The sequence below is a fragment of the Kitasatospora sp. NPDC098663 genome (assembly GCF_044760075.1).
In the GTDB taxonomy this organism is placed as follows: domain Bacteria; phylum Actinomycetota; class Actinomycetes; order Streptomycetales; family Streptomycetaceae; genus Kitasatospora.
This window is the reverse complement of record NZ_JBIWAP010000007.1, coordinates 106,158-131,228: the sequence shown is the minus strand read 5'-3', so window position 1 is coordinate 131,228 and position 25,071 is coordinate 106,158. Positions and strand designations below refer to the sequence as shown.

The window sequence follows — 25,071 nt, the reverse complement described above, 5'->3', positions numbered from 1 at the left end:
CCGGAAAACACAAACCCTTGACCGGCGCGGAGCCGCTCAGAGGTGCAGCAGCATGCGCGAGTTGCCCAGTGTGTTGGGCTTCACCCGCTCCAGGTCAAGGAACTCCGCGACACCTTCATCGTACGAGCGGAGAAGTTCTTCATAGACATCCGTAGCGATCGCCGCCGGGTCTGTCGTACCATCATCGGTTTCCTGAAGCTCTCCGATCTCGACGAAACCGTGTTTCGCGAAGAACGGAACCTCGAACGTCAAGCAGAAAATCCGACGGACGCCGAGCCAGCGCGCGGTCTGCAGCAGCTTCTCCAGCAGCAGATGTCCGACCCCGAAGCCCCGGCAGGACGGATCGACGGCGAGCGTGCGGACCTCGGCCAGGTCCTCCCACATCACGTGCAGGGCGCCGCAGGCCACCACCGCACCGGTGTCGTCGCGTTCGGCGACCCAGAACTCCTGGACGGATTCGAACAGTGTGACTGTGGGCTTGTCGAGCAGAATGCCGTCGCGCGAGTAGGCGTCGATGAGCCCGCGTACGGTCCGCACGTCCGTGGTCCGCGCGCGGCGGATGGTGACCTCCATGGCCGGGACGTTATCGTGTCGCGCCCGGCGGGGTCTCCCCGGTATCCGGCCCCGGCTCCGCGGATTCGGCGGGGGATGGATCCGGCGGGAACAGAGCGGTGACCCGCAAGGCGTCCCGCAGTGCCTCGCGCTGCCCGGGCGACATCAGGCCGAAGAAGTGCACCAGGGCCGCGGCCGGATTGTCACTGGTGGCCCACGCGTCGTTCATCAGCGCAGCGGTGTACGCCTCGCGGGACGAGACCGGTTCATATCGATAGGCCCGGCCGACCCGCTCGCGGCGCAGCCAGCCCTTTCTGTGGAGCTTGTCCAGGACGGTCATCACCGTGGTGTACGCGATTTCGCGTTCCGACTGCAGATCCAGGAGAACCTCGCGAACCGTCACCGGCCGGTTCCACTGCCACACCCGGGTCATGATGGCGTTCTCAAGTTCACCGAGTTGCCGGACCATAGTGCGGCCAGGATAGGGAGTGAATGGGGCAAATCTTGTGAAGTGCACCAAACCGGCGCGCCGCCACCCCCGGGAATCGGGAATGGCGGCGCGCCGGTGGTTCGGCGGCTGACGGTGTCAGTCGCGGGTTCGCTCGCGGGTCAGTCGAGGTCTTCCTTGGCCTTCTGGGCTCCGCCCTGGCTGCGGATGATGGCCCGCACCAGGAATCCGAAGCCGATCGCCATGACCAGCGGCGGCACGATCGCGCTGACGTAGTCCATCAGTCACTCCTCCTCGGTCTTCTCCGCCGTCGCGGCGGAAGCCTTCGCCTCCGGCTTCACCAGCGGGAAGAGCACGGTCTCCCGGATGTTCTTGCCGGTCAGCAGCATGATCAGGCGGTCCACCCCGAGGCCGAGGCCGCCGGTCGGCGGCATCGCGTACTCCAGGGCCCGCAGGAAGTCCTCGTCGATCTGCATCGCCTCGACGTCGCCGCCGGCCGCCAGCAGGGACTGCGCGGTCAGGCGGGCGCGCTGCTCGACCGGGTCGACCAGCTCGGAGTAGGCGGTGCCGATCTCGGTGCCGAAGATCACCAGGTCCCACTTCTCGGCCACGCCCGGCACCGAGCGGTGCTGGCGGGTCAGCGGGGAGACCTCGGTCGGGTAGTCCTTGATGAAGGTCGGCCGGACGGCGTTCTCCTCCAGCAGGCGCTCGACCATCTCCAGCACGATCTGACCGTGGCCCCAGTCCTTGTCGAACGGGATGCCGTGGTCGAAGGCCAGCTTGCGCAGCTCCTCGACGCCGGTCTCCGGGGTGACCTCGACGCCCAGGCGGGCGGAGATGCCCGGGTAGACGGAGACCTCCTCCCACGGCTCGGCCAGGTCGATCTCGTGCTCCACGCCGTGCGCGTCCAGGCCCTTGATCACCGTGGTGCCCAGCGCGTCCCGGGCCGCGTTGACGATCGTCTCGCGGATCAGCTCGGCCTGGGTGTCGTAGTCGCCGTACGCCTCGTACGACTCCAGGGAGGTGAACTCCGGGTTGTGGGTGGAGTCCGCGCCCTCGTTGCGGAAGTTGCGGTTGATCTCGAAGACCTTCTCGGCGCCGCCGACCACCAGCCGCTTGAGGTACAGCTCGGGGGCGATGCGCATGTAGAGGTCGATGTCGTACGCGTTGATGTGCGTCTTGAACGGGCGGGCGTTGGCGCCGCCGTGCACCGGCTGCAGCATCGGGGTCTCGACCTCGATGTAGCCGCGGTCCTCGTAGGTGCGGCGGATCGAGCGGACCACCTTGCTGCGCAGGTGCAGGATCTCGCGGGCCTCGGGGTTGACGATCAGGTCGACGTACCGCTGGCGGACCCGGGCCTCCGGGTCGGTCAGGCCCTTGTGCTTGTCCGGCAGCGGGCGCAGGCACTTGGCGGTGAGCTCCCAGCGGTCCACCATCACGGACAGCTCGCCGCGCTTGGAGGTGATCACCTCGCCCTCGACGCCGACCTGGTCGCCCAGGTCGATGTCCGTCTTCCAGGCCGCCAGCCGCTCCGCTCCCAGCTTGTCCAGGGAGAACATCACCTGGAGGTCGCCGGTGCCGTCGCGCAGCGTGGCGAAGCAGAGCTTGCCGCCGGTGCGGGAGAGGATCACCCGGCCGGTGACGCCGGCGCGCTCACCGGTCGCGGTGTCGGGTTCCAGGTCCGGGTGCTTGGCGCGCAGGTCCGCGATGGTGCTGGTGCGGGGGAAGCCGACCGGGTAGGGGTCGACACCGGCCGCCCGGAGCCGGTCCAGCTTCTCGCGCCGGACGCGCATCTGCTCGGGAAGGTCGTCGGTCGCGGGGATGGGGCTCTGATCGCTCACCCCACAAGGGTAGCCAGCCACACACCGTGCTCCGCCACGGGATAACGCGGGAGGGGGGCCGCGTCGGCGGTCCCCCTCCTCGGGTGCGGGCGGCTCAGCCGGTGCCGGTGGCGAGTTCGATCTCGTCCGGGTCCGGCGAGGCCGGGGGCGCGGGGTGGGCGGGGGGCTTGGGGCGGCGCCCGAAGAGTTCGGCCGGGGTGGGCATCCGGTGCGGGCGGGGCGGGTTCTGGGGGGCGGCGGGCCGCTCGGCGGGGGAGTCGGTGCTGCTCATCGTGATCCGTCCTCCAACAGGGGTGGGGAGACTGCTCGGGGGTGCGGCGGGGCTCGGTACGACGACGAGGTGGCGGGGCTGCCCGGTGGTGAGGGCGAGCCGCTCGCGGACGGCGGCCTCGGCGAGCGCGTGGCAGCGGCCGGCCAGCCGGGAGCGGCGGGCGCGTTCGCCGTGGCCGCACGGCTGGCGGGTCAGCCCGCGCAGCGCGGTGAGGTCCTCCGGGCCGGGCAGGTAGCCGTCGGTGACGGCCTCCTCCAGGCGTTCCAGGTAGCCGGGGGCGCTGCCGGGCAGGGCCGCCCGGTAGCGCCCGAGGTCGGCGAGCAGGAAGGCGCGCAGCCGGCCGCCCTCCTGGACGGCCTCGTCGATCGCCTCGGTCAGACGCAGCGCGTCCTGGACGTCCTCGGCCCACAGCTCGGCGCCGGGGCCGGCGAACACCGGACGGTCGGGGAGCTGGAGGTGGACGGGGACGGCGGGGTGCAGGGCTTGGGCGAGGGCGCGGCGCAGCACGCGGACTTCGTCGGCGCTGAAGGCCATGCCGCCGCGCGATCCGTGTGGCGTAGGCATGGGCTGACACTACGTGAGGAATATCCGATTTGTCGGTAACGTCGCGCCGACGCCCCACGTTCGGCCCGGCGGAATCGGCCGCGGGAGTGGGGGAGGACGCGCGTCGGCGCCCCCGGACGGACCGGGAGGCGCCGACGGTGGGCCCTGGGGGCCGGTCAGGCCGGGCGGTTGCGCTCGAAGACCAGGCGCAGGCCGATCAGGGTGAGCCAGGGCTCGTGGACGTCGATGGTGGAGGCCTCGCCGAGGACCAGGGGGGCCAGCCCGCCGGTGGCGATCACCTGGACGTCGTCCGGGTCCTTGGACAGCTCCTTGGCCATCCGGTCGACCAGGCCGTCGACCTGGCCCGCGAAGCCGTACAGGATGCCGGACTGCATGCCCTCGACGGTGTTCTTGCCGATCACGTTGCGGGGCCGGGCCAGCTCGATCTTGCGCAGCTGGGCGCCGCGGACGCCGAGCGCCTCCACCGAGATCTCGATGCCGGGGGCGATCGCGCCGCCCACGTAGTCGCCGCGGGCGTTGACGGCGTCGAAGGTGGTGGCGGTGCCGAAGTCGACCACGATGCACGGGCCGCCGTACAGGTGGTTGGCGGCCAGGGCGTTGACGATCCGGTCGGCGCCGACCTCCTTGGGGTTGTCCATCAGGACGTGCACCCCGGTCTTCACGCCGGGCTCCACGATCACCGCGGGGACGTCGCCGTAGTAGCGGCGGGTCACCTCGCGGAGCTCGTGGAGCACGGCGGGAACGGACGAGCAGATCGCCAGGCCCTCCACCGCGGCCTCCCGGACCGCGGTGTGGTTGCCCATCAACCCCTGTAGCAGCACTGCCAGTTCATCGGCCGTGCGGCGCGAATCGGTCGAGATCCGCCAATGTTCCACCACGTCCTCGCCGTCGAACAGGCCGAGCGTGGTCTGGGTGTTGCCGACGTCGATGGTGAGGAGCATGGGGCGCTTTCTGCGAGTCGGGACGAAGGTCAGGCGCGCAGGTCGAGGCCGATGTCCAGGATCGGCGAGGAGTGGGTGAGCGCGCCCACCGCCAGGTAGTCGACACCAGTCTGGGCGACCTCGCGCGCGGTGGCCAGGGTCAGGCCGCCGGAGGCCTCCAGCTTCGCCCGGCCGGCCACCAGCTCGACGGCCTCCTTCAGCTGCGGGACGGTGAAGTTGTCCAGCAGGATCAGGTCGGCCCCGGCCTCCAGCACCGGCGGGATCTGCTCCAGGGTGTCGACCTCGATCTCGACCGGCAGGTCGGGGTAGGCGGCCTTGACGGCCCGGAAGGCCTCGGCGACGCCGCCGGCCGCGACCACGTGGTTGTCCTTGACCAGGGCCGCGTCGGACAGGGCCATCCGGTGGTTGGCGCCGCCGCCGCAGCGCACCGCGAACTTCTCCAGCGCGCGCAGGCCCGGGGTGGTCTTGCGGGTGTCCCGGACGACGGCGCCGGTGCCCTCCAGGGCGTCGGCCCAGGCGCGGGTCGCGGTGGCGATGCCGGACAGGTGGCAGAGCAGGTTGAGCGCGCTGCGCTCGGCGGTGAGCAGGTCGCGGGTGCGGGAGCGGACCGACAGCAGGACCTGGCCGGCCTCGACCCGGTCGCCGTCCTGGACGTGCCGCTCGACCTCGAACTCCTCCTCGCAGATCAGCGAGACGACCGCCTCGGCGATCCGCAGGCCGGCCACCACGCCGGCCTGGCGGGCGGTGAAGTCGGCGGTGGCGACGGCCTCGGCGGGCACGGTGGCCACCGAGGTGACGTCCTCGCCGCCGGCCAGGTCCTCGGCCAGCGCCAGGGTGGCGATGTCCTCGACCTCGATCGGGTCCAGTCCGGCCTGCTCCAGCAGCTCGGCCAGCTGCGGGTCCAGGCCGGTCTCGTAGCCCTCGCCGTCCCCGCAGGCGCAGCCGTCGCCGCAGCCGCCCTGGGCGTCGGCCAGGGGGAGTTCCTCGTGGGAGTGGGTCATGGTTCTACTGCTCCTCAGGGGTGCTGACGGGGCCGCCGGAGGCGGTGAGGGTGGTGATCAGGTGGCGCCGCCAGTGGGCGTCGTCGCGCTCGGGGAAGTCCTCGCGCCAGTGGCAGCCGCGGGTCTCCTCGCGCTGCGCGGCGGCCGCGACCAGCGCGGTGGCGACCAGCAGCAGGTTGGCGGCCTCCCAGGTCTCCACCCGCGGGTCGGCGGGCTTCTCCTCGGCGACGTGCGCGTGGGCCTGCTCGGTGAGCAGGGCCAGCCCGGCGGCGGTGCCGGCCATCGAGGCGGCCGAGCGCAGCACGCCCGCGCCGCGCGACATCAGCCGCTGGATCTCGGCGCGCGACTCGGGGGCGGGCAGCGGCACCGGCCGTGCGGCGCGGGCGGCGGCGACGTCCACGACGCGCTCGGGCAGTGCGCCGCGGCGGTGCCGGTCGGCGAGGTCGGCGGCGATCCGCTCGGCGAAGACCAGGCCCTCCAGCAGCGAGTTGGAGGCCAGCCGGTTGGCGCCGTGCACCCCGGTGCAGGCGACCTCGCCGCAGGCGTACAGGCCGGGGACGCTGGTGCGGCCGTGCCGGTCGGTGCGGATGCCGCCGGAGGCGTAGTGCGCGGCCGGGGCGACCGGGATCGGCTCGGTGACCGGGTCGATGCCGTGCGCGCGGCAGGAGGCGAAGATGGTCGGGAAGCGCTGCTGCCACATCTCGGCGCCGAAGTGCCGCCCGTCCAGGTACATGTGCTCGGCGCCCTGCTCCTGCATGCGCCGGGTGATCGCCTTGGCGACGATGTCGCGCGGGGCCAGTTCGGCCAGCTCGTGCTGCCCGAGCATGAAGCGGGTGCCGTGCGCGTCCACCAGGTGGGCGCCCTCGCCGCGGACCGCCTCGGAGACCAGCGGCTGCTGGCCCTCGGCCTCCGGGCCGAGCCAGAGCACGGTCGGGTGGAACTGGACGAACTCCAGGTCGGTGACGGCGGCGCCGGCCCGCAGGGCGAGCGCCACGCCGTCGCCGGTGGAGACCGCCGGGTTGGTGGTGGCGGAGAAGACCTGGCCCATGCCGCCGGTGGCGAGCACCACCGCGCGGGCCCGGACGGCGCCGACGCCGTCGCGCTGGCCCTCGCCCATCACGTGCAGGGTGAGGCCGGCGGCGTGCCCGTCGGCGTCGGTGAGCAGGTCGAGGACGAGGGCGTGCTCGATCAGCTCGACGCCGGGGTCGCTGCGGACGGCTTCCACCAGGGCGCGCGATATCTCGGCGCCGGTGGCGTCCCCGCCGGCGTGCGCGATCCGGCGGCGGTGGTGGCCGCCCTCGCGGGTGAGCAGGATCTCGCCGTCGGCGCCGCGGTCGAAGGCGGCGCCGACGGCGATCAGCCGGCGGACGGCGTCCGGGCCCTCGGTGACCAGGGTGCGCACGGCCTCCTCGTCACAGATCCCGGCGCCGGCGACCAGGGTGTCGTCCAGGTGCTGCTCGGGGGTGTCGCCCTCGCCCAGGGCGGCCGCGATGCCGCCCTGGGCCCAGCGGGTGGAGCCGTCGTCCAGCATCGCCTTGGTGACCACCAGGGTCCGCAGGCCGGCCTTGCGGGCGTTGAGGGCGACGGTGAGGCCGGCCACCCCGGAGCCGACCACGACCACGTCGGTGGTGGCGGTCCAGCCGGGGGACGGGGCGGTGAGGCGGTGCGTGGCGGACATGGCGTCAGTGGCTCCTTCAGCGCGCGGCGGTCGGGGCCGCGCCGTTGCCGTCACCGTACGCCTCGTCGCCGCGGAGCAGTCCGGTGCCCTCCGGGGCCTCGGCGGGGTCGCCGCCCAGGCCGGTGATCCGGTTCCGCTCGTCCACGAAGACGATGCTCGGTTCGTAGCCCTTGGCCTCGGCCGTGTCCATCTGCCCGTAGGCGATGAGTATGACCAGGTCGCCGGGGTGGACCAGGCGGGCGGCGGCGCCGTTGATGCCGATCACGCCGGAGCCGCGCGGGCCGGCGATGGTGTAGGTCTCCAGCCGGGCCCCGTTGTCGATGTCGACGATGTGGACCAGCTCGCCGGGGAGCAGGTCGGCGGCGTCGAGCAGGTCCTCGTCCACCGTGACGGAGCCGACGTAGTGCAGGTCGGCCTGGGTCACGGTGGCCCGGTGGATCTTGGACTTGAGCATGGTGCGGAGCATTGCGGGTCACGCCTCCTGTGAGTGCATGCCTGAAAGGGGAGCTCTTGCCGAACGGTTCCGTGCCGGGTGGTCAGCTGCCTGAGCCCGGACAGGCCCTAGCGGCAGATGACGTGGACGTTGTCGATCAGGCGGGTGGAACCCACCTTCGCGGCGACGGCCAGCACCGCCGCGCCCTGGAAGTCGTCCGCCGCTTCGCTGAAGTCGTGCGGGTCGATCAGGGCGAGGTAGTCGATGGTGATGCCTTCGGCCGCGTCCAGGACGGCCGAGGCGGCCTCGCGGACGGCCTTCGGGCCCTGGGCGGCGGCGTCCCGGCCGGCGAACAGCGCCTTGGAGAGGGCGAGGGCCTGCTCGCGCTCGTCGGCGGAGAGGTAGCGGTTGCGCGAGGAGCGCGCCAGCCCGTCCTCCTCGCGGGCGGTCGGCACCCCGACCACCTCGACGTCGAAGTCGAGGTCGGCGACCATCCGCTGGATGATCGCGAGCTGCTGCGCGTCCTTCTCGCCGAAGAACGCGAAGTCCGGGTCGGTGATGTGCAGCAGCTTGGCGACGACGGTCAGCACGCCGTCGAAGTGGCCGGGGCGGGTGGCGCCCTCGAAGCGCTCGCCCATCGGGCCGGCCGACAGGCGCACCTGCGGCCGGCCGTTCGGGTACACCTCGTCGACGGAGGGCGCGAACACCACGTCGGCGCCGTTCTCCTCGGCCAGCTTCACGTCCTCGTCCAGGCTGCGCGGGTAGCGCTCCAGGTCCTCGGCCGGGCCGAACTGCAGCGGGTTGACGAAGACCGTCACCGCCACCCGGCCCTCCTGGCCGACCTGCTTGCGGGCGGCCCGGATCAGCGCCGCGTGGCCCTCGTGCAGCGCGCCCATGGTCATCACGACGGCGTTGTCGACCGGGCGCTCGTCCGGCCAGAACGCGGCCTCGAAGTCGTCCACGGTGCGGGTGACGACGGCCCGGTGGACCTTCGGCGCCCGCTGGGTCCTGACCGGCTGCTTTCCGCGTGCCATTAGCGATTCTCCTCGTTCAGTACGTCCAGCAGCGCCGCCGCCGACGCTTCGTCGATCGTCCCGTTGGCGAGCGCCCGCTGCGCGGTGGCGCGGGCCATCGCCCGGTAGGCCGCCGGGATGTCCGGGGACACCGTACTGAGCTGCGCCAGGTGGCGCCGTACGGTGCCCGCGTCGCCCCGGGCGACCGGGCCGGTGAGGGCCGCGTCGCCGGAGCGCAGGCTGTTGTCCAGGGCGGCGCCGAGCAGCGGGCCGAGCAGCCGGCCGGGCTCGGCGACGCCGGCCGTGCGCAGCAGGTCCATCGCCTGCGCGACCAGGGTGACCAGGTGGTTCGCGCCGTGCGCGAGGGCCGTGTGGTAGAGCGGGCGGACCTGCTCCGGCACCCACTCCGGCTCGCCGCCCATCTCCACCACCAGCGCCTCGGCGACCGGCCGCAGCTCCTCGGGGGCGGTCACCCCGAACGGGCAGCCGGCCAGCCGGTCCAGGTCGACGGAGGTGCCGGTGAAGGTCATCGCGGGGTGAAGCGCCAGCGGCAGCGCCCCGGCCAGGGTGGCGGGCTCCAGGATGCCGACGCCGTGCGCGCCGGAGGTGTGCACCAGCAGCTGCCCGGGGCGGACGGCGCCGGTCGCGACGAGACCGGCCACCAGGTCGGCCAGGGTGTCGTCCGGCACGGTGAGCAGCACCAGGTCGGCGGCGGCCAGCACCTGCGGCGGGGTGACGATCCGCACCCCCGGCAGCAGCGCCTCGGCGCGGCGGCGGGAGGTGGCGGACACCCCGGAGGCGGCGACCACGGTGTGCCCGGCGAGCTGCAGGGCGGCGCCCAGCGCCGGGCCGACCCGGCCGGTGCCGACCACGCCGACGGCCAGCCGGGCCGGGCGGTTGCCGGGGTCGGCCGGGTCGTCGCGGTAGCTCGGGTGGCCCGGGTCGTTCAGGCGGCTCGGATCGCCGAAGCCGTCGGCGAGCGGGGCGAACCCGCCGTCGGCGGCGTGGTCGGCACTGTCGGACGTGTTCACGGCCCGGCCCTCGTCCTTAGCTCCTCGTTCCGGTCCTCTTCGGGTACCGGACGTACCGGCCCATTCTACGGGCGCTCAGCCCGTCCTCCACGGGGTGCTCCACGGGATGCCCGGGGGCGCCCGGGGCGCTCAGTCCGTCGCCCCGGCCCGGATCAGCCCGGCCTCGTAGGCGAGCACCACGGCCTGGACCCGGTCGCGCAGGCCGAGCTTGGCCAGGATCCGGCCGACGTGGGTCTTCACGGTGGCCTCGGAGAGCACCAGCCGGGCCGCGATCTCGCCGTTCGACAGCCCCTGGGCGACCAGCAGGAACACCTCCCGCTCCCGCTCGGTCAGCGGCCCGAGGGCGTCCGCGCCGGGCGCGCTCTGCGGCGTCGGCAGCACCTCGGCGAAGCGGTCGATCATGCGGCGGGTGGTGGTCGGCGCGACCACCGCGTCCCCGCCGTGCACCGCGCGGATCGCGGCCACCAGCTCGGTCGGCGGGACGTCCTTGAGCAGGAAGCCGCTGGCGCCGGCCTTGAGCGCGGCGAAGGCGTACTCGTCCAGGTCGAAGGTGGTCAGGATGAGCACGTGCGGGGCGTTGGGCACGGGGCTGCCGTCCTCGGCGAGGCAGATCCGGCGGGTGGTCTGCACCCCGTCCAGGCGAGGCATCCGCACGTCCATCAGGATCACGTCCACCTCGGTGTGCCGCAGCTGCTCCAGGGCCCGGGCGCCGTCGCCGGCCTCGGCGACGATCTCGATGTCGCCCTGCGACTGCAGGATCATCCGGAAACCGGTGCGCAGCAGTTCCTGGTCGTCGACGAGCATCACGCGGATGGTCAAGGTGGCTCCTTCAGAGGGCGTCGGGGGGACCGGGGGGTTAGTGGGCCGCCTTGAGCGGCAGGATGGCGCGGATCCGGAAGCCGCCGCCGGGGCGGGGGCCCACGTCGAGGCTGCCGCTGACCATGCCGACCCGCTCGCGCATGCCGATCAGGCCGTGGCCGAGGCCGTCCGTGCCGCCGGTGGCCAGGTGCTCGTCGGTGCTGCCGCGGCCGTCGTCCTCGACCAGGACGGCCAGCTCGCGCTCGCCGAAGTCGACCGCGACCCGGGCGTGCACGTCGGGGCCGCCGTGCTTGCGGACGTTGGTCAGCGCCTCCTGGACGATCCGGTAGACCGTCAGCTCGACGCCGCGCGGCAGCTCGCGCGGGTGCCCGGAGGTCGCGTAGTCCACCTGCAGCCCGGCCGTGCGGACCTGCTCCAGCAGCTCCGGCAGTTCCTCGACGCCCGGCTGCGGCACGTACTCCTCGGCGGTGTCGGCGGTGCGCAGCACGCCCAGCAGGCGGCGCATCTCGACCAGCGCCTGCCGGCCGGTGGACGCGATCGTGCCGAGCGCCTCCTTCGCCTGCTGCGGCGAGTTGTCGAGCACGTACGCGGCGCCGTCGGCCTGGACGATCATCACCGAGACGTTGTGCGCGACCACGTCGTGCAGCTCGCGGGCGATCCGGGCGCGCTCGGCGGCCACCGCCACCTTGGACTGGGCGTCCCGCTCGCGCTCCAGCCGGGCGGCGCGGTCCTCCAGCTCGGTCAGGTACGCGCGGCGCACCCTGGTCAGCCGGCCCCACGCCCAGCACAGGATGAACGGGGTGCTCATCAGCAGCGTGATCAGCGCGGCCTCGGCGAAGGAGTACGGGCGGGTGTGGAAGTCCCCGGCGCCGTTGGAGACCGTCTTCAGCGGGTGGAGCTGCCAGAACACCAGGGGTCCGGCGGCCAGCCCGGCGACCAGCGCCAGCCGGGACGTCCACTTCTGGCCGAAGGCGGCGCCGGTGTACGCGAACACCAGGTAGGCGATGGAGGAGGCGGCCGGGAGGACGTCGGCGGCCACCTGGCCGAGGCCCAGGCCGGTGGCGGCCGCCACGGTGACGTCGGGGAAGCGTCGGCGGAAGACCATGAGCGCGGGCAGCAGCACCGCGATCAGGATCTGTGCGTCGAAGCGCCAGCCGTCGCTGAAACTGTCGTTCGGCAGCAGGCCGGCGAAGAGCACCATCGCAGCCCAGGCGGCGTCGACCACCACGGGGTGACGGCGGAGCCAGGCGTTGAGTCGATGCACGTCTCCAGCCTAGGCAGTCACCTGGCGTGTTCAGGTCCGCCGGTAGGGCGATCCGTCCTACTCCGTAGGTCGGAGACGCACCGTACCGGTGGGGAGGGCGCGCCCGGCTCCGGGTAGCGTCCCGCGCTATGACTTGGATGCGGTGGGCGCCCGCCATGGAGCAGGCGCTGTACGACCCGGACGGCGGCTTCTACCGCAGGCCGGAGGGCCCGGCCGGGCACTTCCGCACCTCGGTGCACGCCTCGCCGCGGTTCGCCCGCGCGGTGGCCCGGCTGCTGCTGGAGGTTGACGCCGCCCTAGGCCGTCCGGAGGAGCTGGCCCTCGTCGACGTCGGGGCCGGACGCGGCGAACTGCTCACCGGGGTGCTGGCCGAACTGCCCGGCGAGGTGCTGGCGCGGCTGCGTCCGTACGGCGTGGAGATCGCGCCGCGCCCGGCGGGCCTGCCGTCCACAGCCCTGTGGACGGACGAGGTGCCGCGCGGCCTCACCGGGCTGCTGTTCGCCAACGAATGGCTGGACAACGTGCCGCTGGACGTCGGCGAGGTCGACGAGGACGGGGTGCTGCGCTACCGGGAGGTGGACACCGCGACCGGCGGGGAGCGGCTCGGCGGGCCCGCCTCGGCGGCCGACGCGGCCTGGGCCGAACGCTGGTGGCCGGTCGGGCACCCCGGGGACTTCGTGGAGTTCGGCGGTACCCGGGATGCCGCCTGGGCGCGGGCCGTCGCCGGGCTGGAGCGCGGCCTGGCCGTCGCCGTCGACTACGGGCACACCGCCGACCGGCGTCCGCTGTTCGGCACCCTCACCGGCTTCCGGGGCGGCCGCGAGGTGTCGCCGGTGCCGGACGGCTCCTGCGACGTCACCGCGCACGTCGCCCTGGACTCCGCCGCCGCACCCGGTCTCCACAGCCTGTGGACAACCCAGCGGGACGCCCTGCGCGCCCTCGGCGTGAACGGCGCCCGGCCGCCGCTCGCGCTCGCCTCCACCGACCCGGTCGGCTACCTGCGGGCGCTCGGCGGGGCCGGCGAGGGCGCCGAACTGACCGACCCGGCCGGGCTCGGCGCCTTCGGCTGGCTCGCCCAGGCCGTCCGCATGCCGGTACCGGAGGCCCTGGCCGCCCTCCCGGGGTGGCAGACTCTGACCCCATGAGGGAGACCACGGTCGGCATCGGGGCGGGAGCCGAGAACTTCACCGGCGAGGCGGGCACCACCGACATGGTGCTCAACATCGGCCCGCAGCACCCCGCCACGCACGGCGTGCTGCGGCTGCGGCTGGTGCTCGACGGCGAGCGGATCATCACCGCCGAGCCGGTGATCGGCTACATGCACCGGGGCGCGGAGAAGCTGTTCGAGGCCCGCGACTACCGGCAGATCATCATGCTGGCCAACCGGCACGACTGGCTCTCCGCCTTCGGCAACGAGCTCGGCGTCGTCCTCGGCGTCGAGCGGATGCTCGGCATGGAGGTCCCCGAGCGGGCGGTGTGGATCCGCACCCTGCTCGCCGAACTCAACCGGGTGCTCAACCACCTGATGTTCCTCGGCTCCTACCCGCTGGAACTCGGCGGCATCACCCCGATCTTCCACGCCTTCACCAGCCGCGAGGACCTCCAGCACGTCCTGGAGGAGGCGTCCGGCGGGCGCATGCACTACATGTTCAACCGGGTCGGCGGCCTCAAGGAGGACATCCCGGCCGGCTGGCTCGGCCGTGTCCGCACCGCCGTCGCCACCGTCCGCTCCCAGCTGCCGGTCTTCGAGGAGCTCGTCCTCGGCAACGAGATCTTCCGCGCCCGCACCGCCGGCGTCGGCACCCTCACCCGGGCCCAGGCCCAGGCGTACGGCGTCAGCGGCCCGATCGCCCGCGCCAGCGGCCTCGATTTCGACCTGCGCCGCGACGAGCCCTACCTCGCGTACGGCTCCGACGAACTGCGGCAGGTGCTCACCGTGGTCACCCGCGAGGAGGGCGACTGCCTGGCCCGGTTCGAGTGCCTGCTGGAGCAGACCCTCAACTCGCTGGACCTCGCCGACGCCTGCCTCGACAAGATCGCCACCCTGCCGCCCGGCCCGGTCAACCAGCGGCTGCCCAAGGTGCTCAAGGCCCCCGAGGGCAGCACCTACTGCTGGACCGAGAACCCGCTCGGCATCAACGGCTACTACCTGGTCTCGCGCGGCGACAAGACGCCGTGGCGGCTCAAGCTGCGCTCGGCCTCCTTCAACAACGTCCAGGCGCTGACCGAGCTGCTGCCCGGGACGCTGGTCGCGGACATGGTGGCGATCCTCGGGTCGATGTTCTTCGTCGTCGGGGACATCGACAAGTAGGGCCCGGCCCTTCGCGGGCCGGGCCTGCGCAGGGCCGGTGCTTTCCGAGCCCAGCCCTGCTCCGGCCCAGCCCTGCTCCGGCTCAGCCCTTCTTCGGCCGCTTGACCGGGTCGGCCGGGTGCGGGGCCACCTTGCGGTCGCCCTTGGTGGCGATCCGCTCCGCGCACAGGCCGGCCAGCACGTCGTACGCCGCCTTGCCCATCAGCTCGGTCAGCTCGGGGCGGTAGCTGACGTACACCGGGTCCGGGCCCTGGTGCGCGGCCGGGCTGCCGGTGCACCACCAGTGCAGGTCGTGGCCGCCCGGGCCCCAGCCGCGGCGGTCGTACTCGCCGATCGAGACCTGGAGGTAGCGGGTGTCGTCCGGCCGGTCGATCCAGTCGTAGGTGCGGCGGACCGGCAGCTGCCAGCAGACGTCCGGCTTCGTCTCCAGCGGCTCCCGGCCCTCCTTGAGCGCCAGCGCGTGCAGCGCGCAGCCGGCGCCGCCCGCGAAGCCGGGGCTGTTCACGAAGATGCACGCCCCGCCCACCCGGCGGGTCTGGCGGTCGCCGTCCTCGTCGAGCATGGTGATGCCGCCGTCGGACGTGATCCGGCCCGCGGCGTCGGTGCCGTGCGCGAAGTTCTCCCACAGCTCGGGCGTCAGCCGCGCCGCGTGGCCGAGGACGCGCTTCTCGTCGTCCTCGTCCGAGTAGTGCGCGCCCAGCGTGCAGCAGCCGTCCGACTCGCCGCGGCCCTCGCGGATGCCGTGGCAGCCCTGGCCGAAGACGCAGCCCCAGCGGGAGGTCAGCCAGGTGAGGTCACAGCGGAACACCTGCTCCTCGTCGTCGGGGTCGGCGAACTCGACCCAGGCGCGCGGGAAGTCGAGCGGGACCTCGTCACGCGGGATCCCGCCGAGCGGGGCCTCGCCGCGCAGGGTCGGCATCGCCAGGTCGACGGGGGCGGGGGAGGCCTTGGACTTCTTCTTGGACGTTTCTGCTGGTGCCACCCGGCAAGGGTAGAGCCTTCGGGGCGGCCTGCCCGGACCCGTCCGGGTGATCCGGGCTGCGCCGCGGCGCCGGCGGCGGCCGACCGACCGCAGGCTGGAGGGAACCGGGCGGCACTGTCGGGTTGTCAGATCAGTTTGATGATCTCGCGTTGACCCGTATTGGATGCCCTGGAACACCCCGGATCACCACTGGAGCCCCGAGCCGTGACCGCCTCGCCCCGCGCCGCCCAGACGGCCGTCCTCGCCGCCCTCGCGGTCCTGGCCGCCGGGTGCGCCTCCGCGCCCGCCCTGCGGGCCCGGTCGGCCGCCGCCGCTCCGCTGTGCGACGCCCCGGTGGTGATCGGCCACCGGGGCACCCCGCGCAACGCCCCCGAGAACACCATGGCCTCCTTCGAGACCGCCCTCGACCAGGGCGCCGACTGGCTGGAGACCGACGTCCAGACCACCCGGGACGGCGTCCCGGTGCTGATGCACGACCCCACGGTGGACCGCACCACCAACGGCAAGGGCGCCATCGCCGACCTCACCGCCGCCCAGATCGCCGCCCTGCGGGTGACCGTCGGCCCCGGCCCCACCGAGCCCGTCCCCACCCTCCAGGAACTGCTCGAACGCCTCTCCGACAGCAACGCCACCCTGCTGATGGAGATCAAGTGGCAGCGCGCCGAGGACGTCACCCGGATCGCCCGGATCGCCGCCGCCAGCGGCGCCCGGGTCGTCCTCTACTCGTTCTCGGCGGAGCACCTGCGCCAGGCCCACGCCGCCGCGCCCGCCCTGCCGGTCGTGCTGATCCAGGGCTCCGCCATCGCCGAGGACCCGGGTGACCTGCCGCTGCGCGGCATCGCCCTGGACGCGGCGCTGGCCAGCGCCTCCCGGATCGCCGCCGAGCGCAAGGCGGGCCGCGAGGTGTACGTCTGGACGCTCGACGACGAGGAGTCCTGGCAGCTGATGTCGGCCCGGGACGCCGACGGCCTGATCACCGACACCCCGGGCCGGGCCCGTCGCTGGGTGGACACCAACTGCCGCCCCGAGCGCCGGGCCGGACCGCGCGGCCACTGACGCGTCCGGTCGCCGGAGGCGGGGTACGGCCGGGACCGGTGTGAAGACGGTCGAGACCGGTTTCCCCCGGGGCCGGATCGCGTAGCGTGGAGAGTTATGCGACTCGGTGTACTCGACGTAGGTTCCAACACCGTCCACTTCCTCGTGGTGGACGCCCATCCGGGTGCCGCCCCGCTGCCCGCGTACTCGCACAAGGCCGAACTGCGGCTGGCCGAACTGCTCGACGACGACGGCGCGATAAGCGAGGCGGGCGTCGAGCGGCTGGTCGGCCACGTCGCCTCGTCGCTGCGGGTCGCGGAGGACAAGGGCGTCGTCGACATCCTGCCGTTCGCCACCTCCGCCGTCCGGGAGGCCGCCAACGGGGAAGAGGTGCTGCGCCGGGTCGCCGCGGAGACCGGGGTGGAGCTGCGGGTGCTGTCCGGGCAGGACGAGGCCCGGCTCACGTTCCTGGCCGTCCGGCGCTGGTTCGGCTGGTCCTCGGGTCGACTGCTCAACCTGGACATCGGCGGCGGCTCGCTGGAGATCGCCTGCGGCCTGGACGAGCAGCCCGACGTCGCCTGCTCGCTGCCGCTGGGCGCCGGCCGGCTCACCGCCCGCTGGCTGCCCGGCGACGTCGCCGACCCGGACGGGCTGCGCGGGCTGAGACGCCACATCCGGGCCGAGATGGCCACCGTCGTGGGCGAGGTCGCCCGGCTCGGCGCGCCGCAGCACGCCGTCGCCACCTCCAAGACCTTCAAGCAGCTGGCCCGGATGACCGGCGCCGCCCCCGCCGACGCCGGCCCGTACGCCGACCGCCGGCTCACCCGCAGCGGGCTGTCCGCCTGGCTGCCGCGACTGTCCTCGATGACCGTCGAGGAGCGGGCGCGGATCCCCGGCGTCTCCGAGGGCCGCGCCAGGCAGCTGCTGGCCGGGGCGCTGGTCGCGGACGCCGCGATGGACCTGTTCGGCCTCGACGAGCTGGATGTCTGCCCGTGGGCGCTGCGCGAGGGCATCATCCTGCGCCGCCTGGACGCCATGGACGGCGCGGCGGACCGCCGCCGCCCCGCCCTCACCCCGTAGGGCTCCGCACCGGCGGCCCGATGGCCCGTCCGGCGGCTCGCCGGGGCCGGCCGGGGATCCGGTCCCGTTCGGAGCGCGGTCCGCATACGCTGTCTCCCGTGGCGCAACCAGCGGGCGAGGACGGGACGCGGGAGGGCCGCGCTCCCGGGGACGGGCAGCCGCGGCCGGACAGCCCGCGCCGCAAACTCGGCAAGGCCGTCAAGGGAGCCACCGGGGCGCAGGCCGCGAAGGCCGTCGAGGCGGCCCGGCGCACCGCGCGGAAGAGCACCGCGCGCAAGGGCGCCGAGAAGCCGTCCGCGCCCGGGGCGAAGCAGCCCGCGGGGGACGCGTCCGAAGCGCGGAAGTCCACCGGAACGAAGCCCGCCGGGACGAAGCCCGAGGCGAGCAAGCCCGCCGGGACGAAGCCCGAGGCGAGGAAGTCCGGAACGCGGAAGGCCGCCGCGACCGCCGCCCCCCGGGAGACCCGCACCGCCCGGGCCGCCGGCGCCGCCAAGGCCGCCGTCCAGTCGGTGCGCTCGGTCAAGGCCGCCCGGCGCGACGCCGCCCGCCCGCCGCTGCTGCGCACCACCGACCGGCTGGTGTTGCCCTCGCACCCGACCCTGCACATCCCCGACACCAAGGTGGTCCTGTCCACCGCGTCGGTGTACCCGGCGGGCACCGCCGTCGCCTTCGAGCTGGCCGCCAAGCTCGGCTACGACGGGGTCGAGGTGATGGTCTGGAACGACCCGGTCAGCCAGGACATCGAGGCCCTGCGCCGCCTCTCCGACGCCCACCAGCTGCCGATCCTGGCCGTGCACGCGCCGTGCCTGCTGATCACCCAGCGGGTGTGGACCACCGACCCGTGGACCAAGCTGGTCCGCGCCCGGGCGGCGGCCGAGAAGCTCGGTGCGAGCGCCGTCGTGGTCCACCCGCCGTTCCGCTGGCAGCGCCAGTACGCCCGGGACTTCGTGACGGGCATCAACCGGATGGCGGGCGAGACCGACGTCCGCTTCGCGGTGGAGAACATGTACCCGTGGCGGTACCGCGACCGCGAGGTGCTGGCCTACGCCCCGGGCTGGGACGTCACCGACGAGGAGTACCGGCACTTCACCATCGACCTCTCGCACGTCGCCACCTCCCGGATCGACGCGTTCGCCATGGTCGAGCGGATGGGCGACCGGCTCGCCCACATCCACCTCGCCGACGGCAGCGGCTCCGGCAAGGACGAGCACCTGATCCCGGGCCGCGGCAAGCAGCCCTGCGCCGAACTGCTGGAGCACCTGGCCCGTACCGGTTTCGACGGCCACGTGGTGCTGGAGGTCAACACCCGCCGCGCCGCGTCCCCCGCCGAACGCGAGGCCGACCTGGCCGAGGCCCTCGCCTTCACCCGCTTGCACCTGGCCACCCCCTCGCGCGTACGCTGAGGAACCGCGCCCGGCTGGGTGCGAACTTCCTTGCGTAAGGGGAGAGATGACGGACCAACAGGACTTCCGGGAGATCGCCCAGAGCTTCGGCGGGGTCGCCGCGGAGTACGACCGGGCCCGCCCCGGCTACCCGGACGGGCTGTTCGAGGCGCTGGAGCGGTTGTCCGGCCGCAGCCTCAAGGGGGCCCGGGTGCTGGACGTCGGCGCCGGTACCGGCATCGCCACCCGGCTGCTGGCCGCGCGCGGCGCCGACGTCGTCGCGGTGGAGCCCAACGCGGGCATGGCCGCCCAGTTCCTGGCCTCCTCGGCGGGCCTGCCGCTGGTCAGGGCCGGCGGTGACGAACTGCCGTTCCACGACAACTCCGCGGACCTGATCAGCTACGCCCAGTCCTTCCACTGGACCCGCACCGAACGGGCCATCCCCGAGGCGATCCGGGTGCTGCGGCCCGGCGGCGCCCTCGCCGTCTGGTGGAACGTGCACGACGAGACCGTGCCCTGGGTCCGGGCCCGGGCCGAGCGGCTGAGTGCCGCGCTGCCCAACTACCACGGCTACGGCCGGACGGCCGAGTTCATCGCCCTGCTCGCCCCGGCCGGGCTGAGGGTCGAACGCGCGGTGCTGCGCTGGGAGCGGCGGATCACCGTGGACCACGTGCTCGACGACCTGGTCTCCCGCTCGTTCATGGCCTCGCTCCCCCCTGCCGAGCGCGAACCGGTGCTGGCCGTCGAGCGGCAGGCGATGATCGCCGAGTTCCCGGACGGCTGGGTGGTCGAGCCCTACGTCCTGGAACTGGCGGTGGGCATCACCCCGGCCTGACCCGCACCCCGGCCGACCCGCACCCCGCCCGACCCTCGCCCGGACGGCCCGCCCGCGTGCCCGCATCGCGGACGGACCGTCCGCCGCCTGGACGTCGGGCGTAGGCTCGGTAGCCACAGCGGCCCCCGCATCCTCCTACCGGCGGGGCGCCGGCGAGAGCCCCGAAGGAGTGGAGCACAGTGCCCGAGCTGAGGTCCCGTACGGTCACCCATGGTCGCAACATGGCAGGCGCCCGGGCGCTTCTCCGGGCCGCCGGCGTAGCCCGCGAGGACTTCGGCAAGCCGATCATCGCGGTCGCCAACTCCTTCACCGAGTTCGTCCCGGGCCACACCCACCTCCAGCCGGTCGGGCGGATCGTCTCCGAGGCGATCAAGCAGGCGGGCGGCATCCCGCGCGAGTTCAACACCATCGCCGTGGACGACGGCATCGCGATGGGCCACGGCGGCATGCTCTACTCGCTGCCCTCGCGCGACCTGATCGCCGACTCGGTCGAGTACATGGTCAACGCGCACTGCGCCGACGCGCTGATCTGCATCTCCAACTGCGACAAGATCACCCCGGGCATGCTGATGGCCGCGCTGCGCCTCAACATCCCGACCGTCTTCGTCTCCGGCGGCCCGATGGAGGCCGGCAAGGCCACCCTCGTCGACGGCACCGTGCGCAGGCTCGACCTGATCGACGCGATCTCCCAGGCGGCCAACGAGAACGTCTCCGACGAGGACATCGCGATCATCGAGGAGAACGCCTGCCCCACCTGCGGCTCGTGCTCCGGCATGTTCACCGCCAACTCGATGAACTGCCTCACCGAGGCCATCGGCCTCTCGCTGCCCGGCAACGGCTCCGTCCTCGCCACCCACACCGCCCGCAAGGCCCTGTACGAGCGGGCCGGGCGGACGGTCGTCGAGATCGCCGACCGCCACTACGGCCAGGACGACGCCTCGGTGCTGCCCCGCGCGATCGCCACCCGCGCCGCCTTCGAGAACGCCATGGCCCTGGACATCGCCATGGGCGGCTCGACCAACACCATCCTGCACCTGCTCGCCGCCGCCCAGGAGGCCGAGCTGGACTTCGACCTGCGGGCCATCGACGCCGTCTCCCGCAGGGTCCCCTGCCTGTCCAAGGTCGCGCCCAACGGCTCGTACTACATGGAGGACGTGCACCGGGCCGGCGGCATCCCCGCCATCCTCGGCGAGCTGTACCGCGGCGGAATGCTCAACGAGGACGTCCACACCGTCCACTCCGACTCGCTCGCCGAGTGGCTCAAGACCTGGGACGTGCGCGGCGGTTCGCCCTCCGCCGAGGCCGTCGAACTGTGGCACGCCGCCCCCGGCTGCGTCCGCTCCGCCGAGGCCTTCTCGCAGTCGGAGCGCTGGGAGTCGCTGGACACCGACGCCGCCAAGGGCTGCATCCGCAGCGTCGAGCACGCCTACTCGGTCGAGGGCGGCCTCGCCGTCCTGCACGGCAACCTCGCCGAGGACGGCTGCATCGTGAAGACCGCCGGCGTCGACGAGTCGATCTGGACCTTCAGCGGCCCGGCCGTGGTCGTCGAGTCCCAGGACGACGCCGTCGAGGCGATCCTCGCCAAGCGGGTCAAGGAGGGCGACGTCGTCGTCATCCGCTACGAGGGCCCCAAGGGCGGCCCGGGCATGCAGGAGATGCTCTACCCGACGTCCTTCCTCAAGGGCCGCGGCCTCGGCAAGGCCTGCGCGCTGGTCACCGACGGCCGCTTCTCCGGCGGCACCTCCGGCCTGTCCATCGGCCACGCCTCCCCGGAGGCCGCCTCCGGCGGCACCATCGCCCTGGTCGAGGACGGCGACACCATCGCCATCGACATCCCGGGCCGGAGCATCTCCCTGGAGGTGCCGGACGAGGTCCTGGCCGAGCGCCGCTGCGCCCTGGAGGCCGCGGGCGGCTACCGCCCGAAGAACCGCGACCGCCAGGTCAGCCAGGCCCTGCTCGCCTACGCCGCGATGGCCACCTCCGCCGACAAGGGCGCTGTCCGCGACGTCACCAAGCTCGGCTGAGCCCCGCAGCACCGCAGTACCGCAGGAGCCGTCCCGCAGGCCGGGGCGGCTCCTCGCGCGTTGGGTGATAATCGACCCCGTGAGCGAGCAGCCCCCCACCCCCGCACCCAAGCCCGCCGGCGCCCCCGAGCCGGAGCCGATCCGCTGGTTCGGCACCACCTGGGTGAACCGGGACAACGGCTACTGGCTGCGCCGCGTCGCCGTGTCGGCGGGCGCGCTGGTGGCGACCGCCGCCGCCGTCCTGCTGCTGCGCTTCGGCGTCGAGGGCGTCGCCCTCTCCGACGGCGGCGGCTTCCTGAACGGGCTGCTGACGGCCGCGATCGCGGTCTGCTCGATGATGTGCGTCATGCGCACCTGGAAGGTCCTCACCGAGGGCAAGGACCAGTTGAGCGGCTGGATGGCCGAGGACAAGTCGCTCGGCGCGGTCTGGCTCATCGGCGGCGCCGGCAGCCTGGCCGCCTACTTCGCCCGCAGCCTGGTCGAGGCCCCCGGCGAGACGGTCAGGCGGTCCTCGTACGAGCGGGCCGTCGCCCAGTACGAGAAGCGCCAGGCGGGCCGCAGCGGCCGGCCCGGCGCCAAGGCGCCGGGCCGGGGCAAGCGCAAGGGCTGAGCCTCAGAGGCGGCTGGCCGCGCCGCACTCGTCGCGGGTCGACAGGTCCTTGTGGCGGTCGTACGGGTCGGTCGTGGGGCCGGTCGGGCGGCTGCCCGGGGTGTCCGGCGACTGCGCCGCGAACTGGTCGAACTGCGGGTGGTAGTAGCCGTCGTAGACGTCGCAGGACGAGTTGGCGGACTCCGACCCGCCGCCCTCGCCGAACACGAGCTTCTTCGGGTTGATCCGGTAGCGGGCCGGATCGTAGAAGCGGAAGTTCTCGACCCGGCGCACGATCGTGCGCGTGGTCCAGGTGTCCCCGGTCACGTCGGCCGCCGGCACCAGCAGACCCACCGGCTTGGCCGTGCCGTCCTTCGGCGCGGCCGGCTTCGTCGGCGGCTGCCCGCCCGTCGGCGGCTGGGGTGACGCGGCGCGCTTGGCGGCGTCCGGGCCGGGGCGCATCGCGTACACGTAGCTGAAGTCGGCGTGGACGAGCAGGCCCTTGTCCCCGTCGCCCTCGAAGGTGATCCGGCCCTGCACCTTGACCGTGTCGCCCACCTGGACGGCCTCGCGCTGGTCGAAGCGGCTGAACCAGGTGGTCGGGTCGGTGTCCTTGGAGGGGTTCGCCAGCGCGTTGATCGCGCGGTCCCGGTCCTCCCGGTCCAGCAGTGCCAGGGCGGCTTCCGGCCGGCCGCCCGCGATGACCTGCGGGTCCAGGTTGGCGGCGGTCAGGTAGTCCTTGACCAACTGCAGCTGGGCGCCCACCTGGTCGGCGGAGAACACGCCGGTGGCCCGGGCGTCGGGCAGGACGAAGGCCTCGGCGCCGTTCGGCCAGCCCTCGGCGATGGAACCGGCCCACGGGTGGTCCACGGTCGGCTGCTGCTCGTCGACCTTCGGCGGCGCGGCGGTCGGCTGGGCCGTCTCCGGGGCGACGGTGGGCACGGGGGTGCGGGCGTTCGAGGAGCCCCCGCCGTAGTGGTCGGAGTACCAGCCGCGCAGCCCGTCGAGGTTCAGGGCCGCGAGCAGCACCGCGATGGTCAGCGCGACGTACAGCGGCGCGCGCCAGTCCAGCCGGCGGCGGCGCGGGCGCGGGTTGCCCCAGGGGTCGGTCACCGGGGGCTTCGGCGTGCGGCCGAACCGGCGGCCGGCCTTGGCCGGGCCGTCGTTGACCGAGCGGCGGCCGCCCGGGTCGACCGGCGGGGTGTGCTTCCATCGGGCGGCCAGCATCCGGGTGCGCCCGGACTGCTCGGTGACGGCCGCCCCCTTGACGAACTCCTCGTCCAGGACGAGGTCTGCGAACGGGTCCTTCCCGCCCGCTCCGGACGGGGCGGACCCGTCCGGCTCACGGCCCTCGGCGGGGCGCGGTTGTGGATCTTCGGCTATCGGCATCGCGCCAGTATGCCGACGGGGTGTGACGATTCGTCGATCGGGGGCACACCTTGTGGTGAACTCGTGCGCGGGCGTGGCGATCCGTCCCGGTCTGTTCCGTTCCGGCCGTGTCCGGCGCGCCCTGCGGGGGCGTCAGTCCTTGGTGCGGGCCTGCTTCACCGACCCCACGATCCCGGCGACGGCCAGCAGGATGCCGGCCGGCAGCAGCGCCAGGAAGAACGCGCCGAACAGGCCCGCGTCCCCGAGCAGCAGCTGCGCCAGCATGTCCAGCACCAGCAGCCCGCCGGCCGCCGGGAGGGCCGACTGCCACGGGTGGTCGTTCGCCCAGCGGCGCAGCCGCCGTTCGGAGGTGTCGCGGCGCAGCTGCCCGCCGACGGTGCCGACCAGGAAGAAGAAGAACAGGGCCCAGCCGGCCGGCCCGGCCAGCATGCCCAGGGACCAGTGCCCGGAGATCGCGCCGATCCCCAGGGCGGTCGCACCCACCACCGCACCGACCCCCGCGGCCGTCCGCCACGGTCCCACGGTCGCCGAGGCGGCGGCGAGTTGCCGGTTCTCACGTCGGGACATTTCGTCGTGTGCCATGACTCCACGGTGCTCCCGCGCGGCGCCGGAGGCCATAGGGGAAACCCCCGAGATTCTCCCTAGGGACGCCGAACGCACCGCCGCCGCCGACCACGGGTCGGACGGTCCCGGCGGGTGCCCCCGCGCGGTGCGAGGATGGCCGCAGTACCGAGGTAAGGAGCGGCCATGGGCGCCAGCGCAGCACACGGACAGAAGATCGCCTTCCTGGGCACGGGCAAGATCGGCGAGGCCCTGCTCTCCGGCCTGCTGCGGGCCGGCAAGGACCCGGCGGACGTCCTGGTGACCGCCCGCCGCCCCGAGCGCGCCGCCGAACTCGCCGCCCGCTACGGCGTGGTGGCCGCCTCCAACGCCGAGGCCGCCAAGCTCGCCGACACCCTGATCCTCGCCGTCAAGCCGCAGGACATGGGCACTCTGCTGGAGGAGCTGGCCCCGCACGTCGGCGCGGACCGGCTGGTGATCTCGGCCGCGGCCGGCATCCCCACCGCCTGGTTCGAGGAGCGGCTGGCGGCCGGCACCCCGGTGGTCCGGGTGATGCCCAACACGCCGGTCCTGGTGGACGAGGGGATGAGCGTCATCTCCGGCGGCTCGCACGCCACCGAGGAGCACCTGGAGCGGGCCGAGGAGATCTTCAGCTCGGTCGGCAAGGCGCTGCGGCTGCCCGAGGCGCAGCAGGACGCGGCCACCGCACTCTCCGGCTCCGGCCCGGCCTACTTCTACTTCCTGGTCGAGGCGATGACGGACGCGGGCATCCTGCTCGGCCTGCCCCGGCAGGTGGCGCACGACCTGATCGTGCAGTCCGCGATCGGCGCCTCGGTGATGCTGCGCGACTCCGGCGAGCACCCGGTGAAGCTGCGCGAGGCCGTCACCTCCCCGGCCGGCACCACCATCGCGGCCATCCGCGAGCTGGAGAACCACGGGGTGCGGGCCGCGCTGCTGGGCGCCCTGGAGGCGGCGCGGGACCGCTCCCGGGAGCTCGCCTCCGGGGGGAAGTAGTCGGCTGGGTAGG

General features: G+C 73.6%; 24 protein-coding genes. 9 read left to right on the top strand and 15 right to left on the bottom strand.

Translation table 11 applies throughout. The annotated features are described in order from the left end of the window. Positions 1-36: 36 nt before the first annotated feature. The 12 genes from ACIQVZ_RS10115 to ACIQVZ_RS10060 all read right to left on the bottom strand — a co-directional run bounded on the left by ACIQVZ_RS10115 (position 37) and on the right by ACIQVZ_RS10060 (position 11,856). Positions 37-573, bottom strand: coding sequence for an amino-acid N-acetyltransferase (locus ACIQVZ_RS10115; RefSeq protein ID WP_350878402.1), 537 nt, complete (start codon positions 571-573; stop codon positions 37-39). A gap of 10 nt (positions 574-583) precedes the next feature. Further along, the gene (locus ACIQVZ_RS10110) at positions 584-1,021 is read right to left on the bottom strand and encodes a BlaI/MecI/CopY family transcriptional regulator (RefSeq protein WP_350878403.1); all 438 of its coding nucleotides are present in this window, start codon (positions 1,019-1,021) and stop codon (positions 584-586) included. Between the two features lie 263 nt (positions 1,022-1,284). Then, positions 1,285-2,841 (bottom strand): bifunctional lysylphosphatidylglycerol synthetase/lysine--tRNA ligase LysX, encoded by a 1,557-nt coding sequence (gene lysX / locus ACIQVZ_RS10105; RefSeq protein ID WP_079135798.1) that lies wholly within the window; start codon positions 2,839-2,841, stop codon positions 1,285-1,287. 94 nt (positions 2,842-2,935) lie between these two features. Beyond that, positions 2,936-3,676, bottom strand: a complete 741-nt coding sequence (locus tag ACIQVZ_RS10100) for a hypothetical protein (RefSeq protein WP_350878405.1) — start codon at positions 3,674-3,676, stop codon at positions 2,936-2,938. A gap of 155 nt (positions 3,677-3,831) precedes the next feature. After that, positions 3,832-4,617: a type III pantothenate kinase gene (locus ACIQVZ_RS10095; RefSeq protein WP_350878407.1), complete on the bottom strand. Its 786-nt coding sequence runs from the start codon at positions 4,615-4,617 to the stop codon at positions 3,832-3,834. Between the two features lie 29 nt (positions 4,618-4,646). Next, positions 4,647-5,618 carry a carboxylating nicotinate-nucleotide diphosphorylase gene (gene nadC / locus ACIQVZ_RS10090; protein ID WP_350878409.1) on the bottom strand — a complete coding sequence of 324 codons (972 nt, stop codon included), beginning with the start codon at positions 5,616-5,618 and terminating at the stop codon, positions 4,647-4,649. 4 nt (positions 5,619-5,622) lie between these two features. Continuing rightward, complete coding sequence (locus ACIQVZ_RS10085; protein WP_402448581.1) at positions 5,623-7,296, bottom strand: L-aspartate oxidase; 1,674 nt, start codon at positions 7,294-7,296, stop codon at positions 5,623-5,625. Between the two features lie 16 nt (positions 7,297-7,312). Further along, positions 7,313-7,762 (bottom strand): aspartate 1-decarboxylase, encoded by a 450-nt coding sequence (panD, locus tag ACIQVZ_RS10080; protein WP_350878411.1) that lies wholly within the window; start codon positions 7,760-7,762, stop codon positions 7,313-7,315. 95 nt (positions 7,763-7,857) lie between these two features. Next, positions 7,858-8,763 carry a pantoate--beta-alanine ligase gene (gene panC, locus ACIQVZ_RS10075; protein WP_350878412.1) on the bottom strand — a complete coding sequence of 302 codons (906 nt, stop codon included), beginning with the start codon at positions 8,761-8,763 and terminating at the stop codon, positions 7,858-7,860. Continuing rightward, on the bottom strand, positions 8,763-9,692 hold the full coding sequence (locus ACIQVZ_RS10070; protein ID WP_350878496.1) for a DUF2520 domain-containing protein: 930 nt from the start codon (positions 9,690-9,692) through the stop codon (positions 8,763-8,765). The genes panC and ACIQVZ_RS10070 overlap by 1 nt, the downstream gene beginning before the upstream one ends. Before the next feature lie 210 nt (positions 9,693-9,902). Next, positions 9,903-10,592, bottom strand: coding sequence for a response regulator transcription factor (locus ACIQVZ_RS10065; RefSeq protein ID WP_350878413.1), 690 nt, complete (start codon positions 10,590-10,592; stop codon positions 9,903-9,905). Between the two features lie 37 nt (positions 10,593-10,629). Further along, entirely contained in the window at positions 10,630-11,856 is a 1,227-nt protein-coding gene (locus tag ACIQVZ_RS10060) for a sensor histidine kinase (RefSeq protein ID WP_350878414.1), read from the bottom strand. A 128-nt stretch (positions 11,857-11,984) separates the two neighbouring features. On the opposite strand from ACIQVZ_RS10060, the gene ACIQVZ_RS10055 reads away from it, so the two are divergent. Beyond that, positions 11,985-13,001: an SAM-dependent methyltransferase gene (locus ACIQVZ_RS10055; RefSeq protein ID WP_350878415.1), complete on the top strand. Its 1,017-nt coding sequence runs from the start codon at positions 11,985-11,987 to the stop codon at positions 12,999-13,001. Further along, complete coding sequence (locus tag ACIQVZ_RS10050) at positions 12,998-14,167, top strand: NADH-quinone oxidoreductase subunit D (protein WP_350878416.1); 1,170 nt, start codon at positions 12,998-13,000, stop codon at positions 14,165-14,167. The genes ACIQVZ_RS10055 and ACIQVZ_RS10050 overlap by 4 nt, the downstream gene beginning before the upstream one ends. 82 nt (positions 14,168-14,249) lie before the next feature. Here the strand turns inward: ACIQVZ_RS10050 and ACIQVZ_RS10045 are convergent, their stop codons facing one another. After that, positions 14,250-15,086: a hypothetical protein gene (locus ACIQVZ_RS10045; RefSeq protein WP_350878499.1), complete on the bottom strand. Its 837-nt coding sequence runs from the start codon at positions 15,084-15,086 to the stop codon at positions 14,250-14,252. Between the two features lie 267 nt (positions 15,087-15,353). On the opposite strand from ACIQVZ_RS10045, the gene ACIQVZ_RS10040 reads away from it, so the two are divergent. From ACIQVZ_RS10040 to ACIQVZ_RS10015, 6 genes are all read left to right on the top strand, one after another. Then, the gene (locus ACIQVZ_RS10040) at positions 15,354-16,205 is read left to right on the top strand and encodes a glycerophosphodiester phosphodiesterase (protein ID WP_350878417.1); all 852 of its coding nucleotides are present in this window, start codon (positions 15,354-15,356) and stop codon (positions 16,203-16,205) included. A gap of 96 nt (positions 16,206-16,301) precedes the next feature. Continuing rightward, positions 16,302-17,264, top strand: a complete 963-nt coding sequence (locus ACIQVZ_RS10035; protein WP_402448577.1) for a Ppx/GppA family phosphatase — start codon at positions 16,302-16,304, stop codon at positions 17,262-17,264. Positions 17,265-17,863: 599 nt separating this feature from the next. Continuing rightward, positions 17,864-18,667: a sugar phosphate isomerase/epimerase family protein gene (locus ACIQVZ_RS10030; protein WP_402448748.1), complete on the top strand. Its 804-nt coding sequence runs from the start codon at positions 17,864-17,866 to the stop codon at positions 18,665-18,667. A 46-nt stretch (positions 18,668-18,713) separates the two neighbouring features. Then, positions 18,714-19,481: a class I SAM-dependent methyltransferase gene (locus tag ACIQVZ_RS10025; RefSeq protein WP_402448576.1), complete on the top strand. Its 768-nt coding sequence runs from the start codon at positions 18,714-18,716 to the stop codon at positions 19,479-19,481. A 179-nt stretch (positions 19,482-19,660) separates the two neighbouring features. Next, on the top strand, positions 19,661-21,505 hold the full coding sequence (gene ilvD / locus ACIQVZ_RS10020) for a dihydroxy-acid dehydratase (RefSeq protein ID WP_402448574.1): 1,845 nt from the start codon (positions 19,661-19,663) through the stop codon (positions 21,503-21,505). Between the two features lie 79 nt (positions 21,506-21,584). After that, positions 21,585-22,115, top strand: a complete 531-nt coding sequence (locus ACIQVZ_RS10015) for a hypothetical protein (RefSeq protein WP_350878423.1) — start codon at positions 21,585-21,587, stop codon at positions 22,113-22,115. A 3-nt stretch (positions 22,116-22,118) separates the two neighbouring features. On the opposite strand, the gene ACIQVZ_RS10010 is transcribed toward ACIQVZ_RS10015, so the two are convergent. Continuing rightward, positions 22,119-23,483 carry a hypothetical protein gene (locus ACIQVZ_RS10010; protein ID WP_350878425.1) on the bottom strand — a complete coding sequence of 455 codons (1,365 nt, stop codon included), beginning with the start codon at positions 23,481-23,483 and terminating at the stop codon, positions 22,119-22,121. Positions 23,484-23,615: 132 nt separating this feature from the next. Beyond that, complete coding sequence (locus ACIQVZ_RS10005) at positions 23,616-24,065, bottom strand: hypothetical protein (RefSeq protein ID WP_402448570.1); 450 nt, start codon at positions 24,063-24,065, stop codon at positions 23,616-23,618. A gap of 165 nt (positions 24,066-24,230) precedes the next feature. Here ACIQVZ_RS10005 and proC point away from each other — a divergent pair, with 165 nt between their 5' ends. Next, positions 24,231-25,058, top strand: coding sequence for a pyrroline-5-carboxylate reductase (gene proC / locus ACIQVZ_RS10000; RefSeq protein ID WP_063348845.1), 828 nt, complete (start codon positions 24,231-24,233; stop codon positions 25,056-25,058). Positions 25,059-25,071: the final 13 nt, after the last annotated feature.

Excerpts from the sequence above, each read along its gene's own strand:
- ACIQVZ_RS10115 (WP_350878402.1), bottom strand. The coding sequence starts at position 573 with ATGGAGGTCACCATCCGCCGCGCGCGGACCACGGACGTGCGGACCGTA.
- ACIQVZ_RS10110 (WP_350878403.1), bottom strand. The coding sequence starts at position 1,021 with ATGGTCCGGCAACTCGGTGAACTTGAGAACGCCATCATGACCCGGGTG.
- ACIQVZ_RS10100 (WP_350878405.1), bottom strand. The coding sequence starts at position 3,676 with ATGCCTACGCCACACGGATCGCGCGGCGGCATGGCCTTCAGCGCCGAC.
- ACIQVZ_RS10095 (WP_350878407.1), bottom strand. The coding sequence starts at position 4,617 with ATGCTCCTCACCATCGACGTCGGCAACACCCAGACCACGCTCGGCCTG.
- nadC (WP_350878409.1), bottom strand. The coding sequence starts at position 5,618 with ATGACCCACTCCCACGAGGAACTCCCCCTGGCCGACGCCCAGGGCGGC.
- ACIQVZ_RS10085 (WP_402448581.1), bottom strand. The coding sequence starts at position 7,296 with ATGTCCGCCACGCACCGCCTCACCGCCCCGTCCCCCGGCTGGACCGCC.
- panD (WP_350878411.1), bottom strand. The coding sequence starts at position 7,762 with ATGCTCCGCACCATGCTCAAGTCCAAGATCCACCGGGCCACCGTGACC.
- panC (WP_350878412.1), bottom strand. The coding sequence starts at position 8,763 with ATGGCACGCGGAAAGCAGCCGGTCAGGACCCAGCGGGCGCCGAAGGTC.
- ACIQVZ_RS10055 (WP_350878415.1), top strand. The coding sequence starts at position 11,985 with ATGACTTGGATGCGGTGGGCGCCCGCCATGGAGCAGGCGCTGTACGAC.
- ACIQVZ_RS10050 (WP_350878416.1), top strand. The coding sequence starts at position 12,998 with ATGAGGGAGACCACGGTCGGCATCGGGGCGGGAGCCGAGAACTTCACC.
- ACIQVZ_RS10045 (WP_350878499.1), bottom strand. The coding sequence starts at position 15,086 with ATGCCGACCCTGCGCGGCGAGGCCCCGCTCGGCGGGATCCCGCGTGAC.
- ACIQVZ_RS10035 (WP_402448577.1), top strand. The coding sequence starts at position 16,302 with ATGCGACTCGGTGTACTCGACGTAGGTTCCAACACCGTCCACTTCCTC.
- ACIQVZ_RS10025 (WP_402448576.1), top strand. The coding sequence starts at position 18,714 with ATGACGGACCAACAGGACTTCCGGGAGATCGCCCAGAGCTTCGGCGGG.
- ACIQVZ_RS10010 (WP_350878425.1), bottom strand. The coding sequence starts at position 23,483 with ATGCCGATAGCCGAAGATCCACAACCGCGCCCCGCCGAGGGCCGTGAG.
- ACIQVZ_RS10005 (WP_402448570.1), bottom strand. The coding sequence starts at position 24,065 with ATGGCACACGACGAAATGTCCCGACGTGAGAACCGGCAACTCGCCGCC.
- proC (WP_063348845.1), top strand. The coding sequence starts at position 24,231 with ATGGGCGCCAGCGCAGCACACGGACAGAAGATCGCCTTCCTGGGCACG.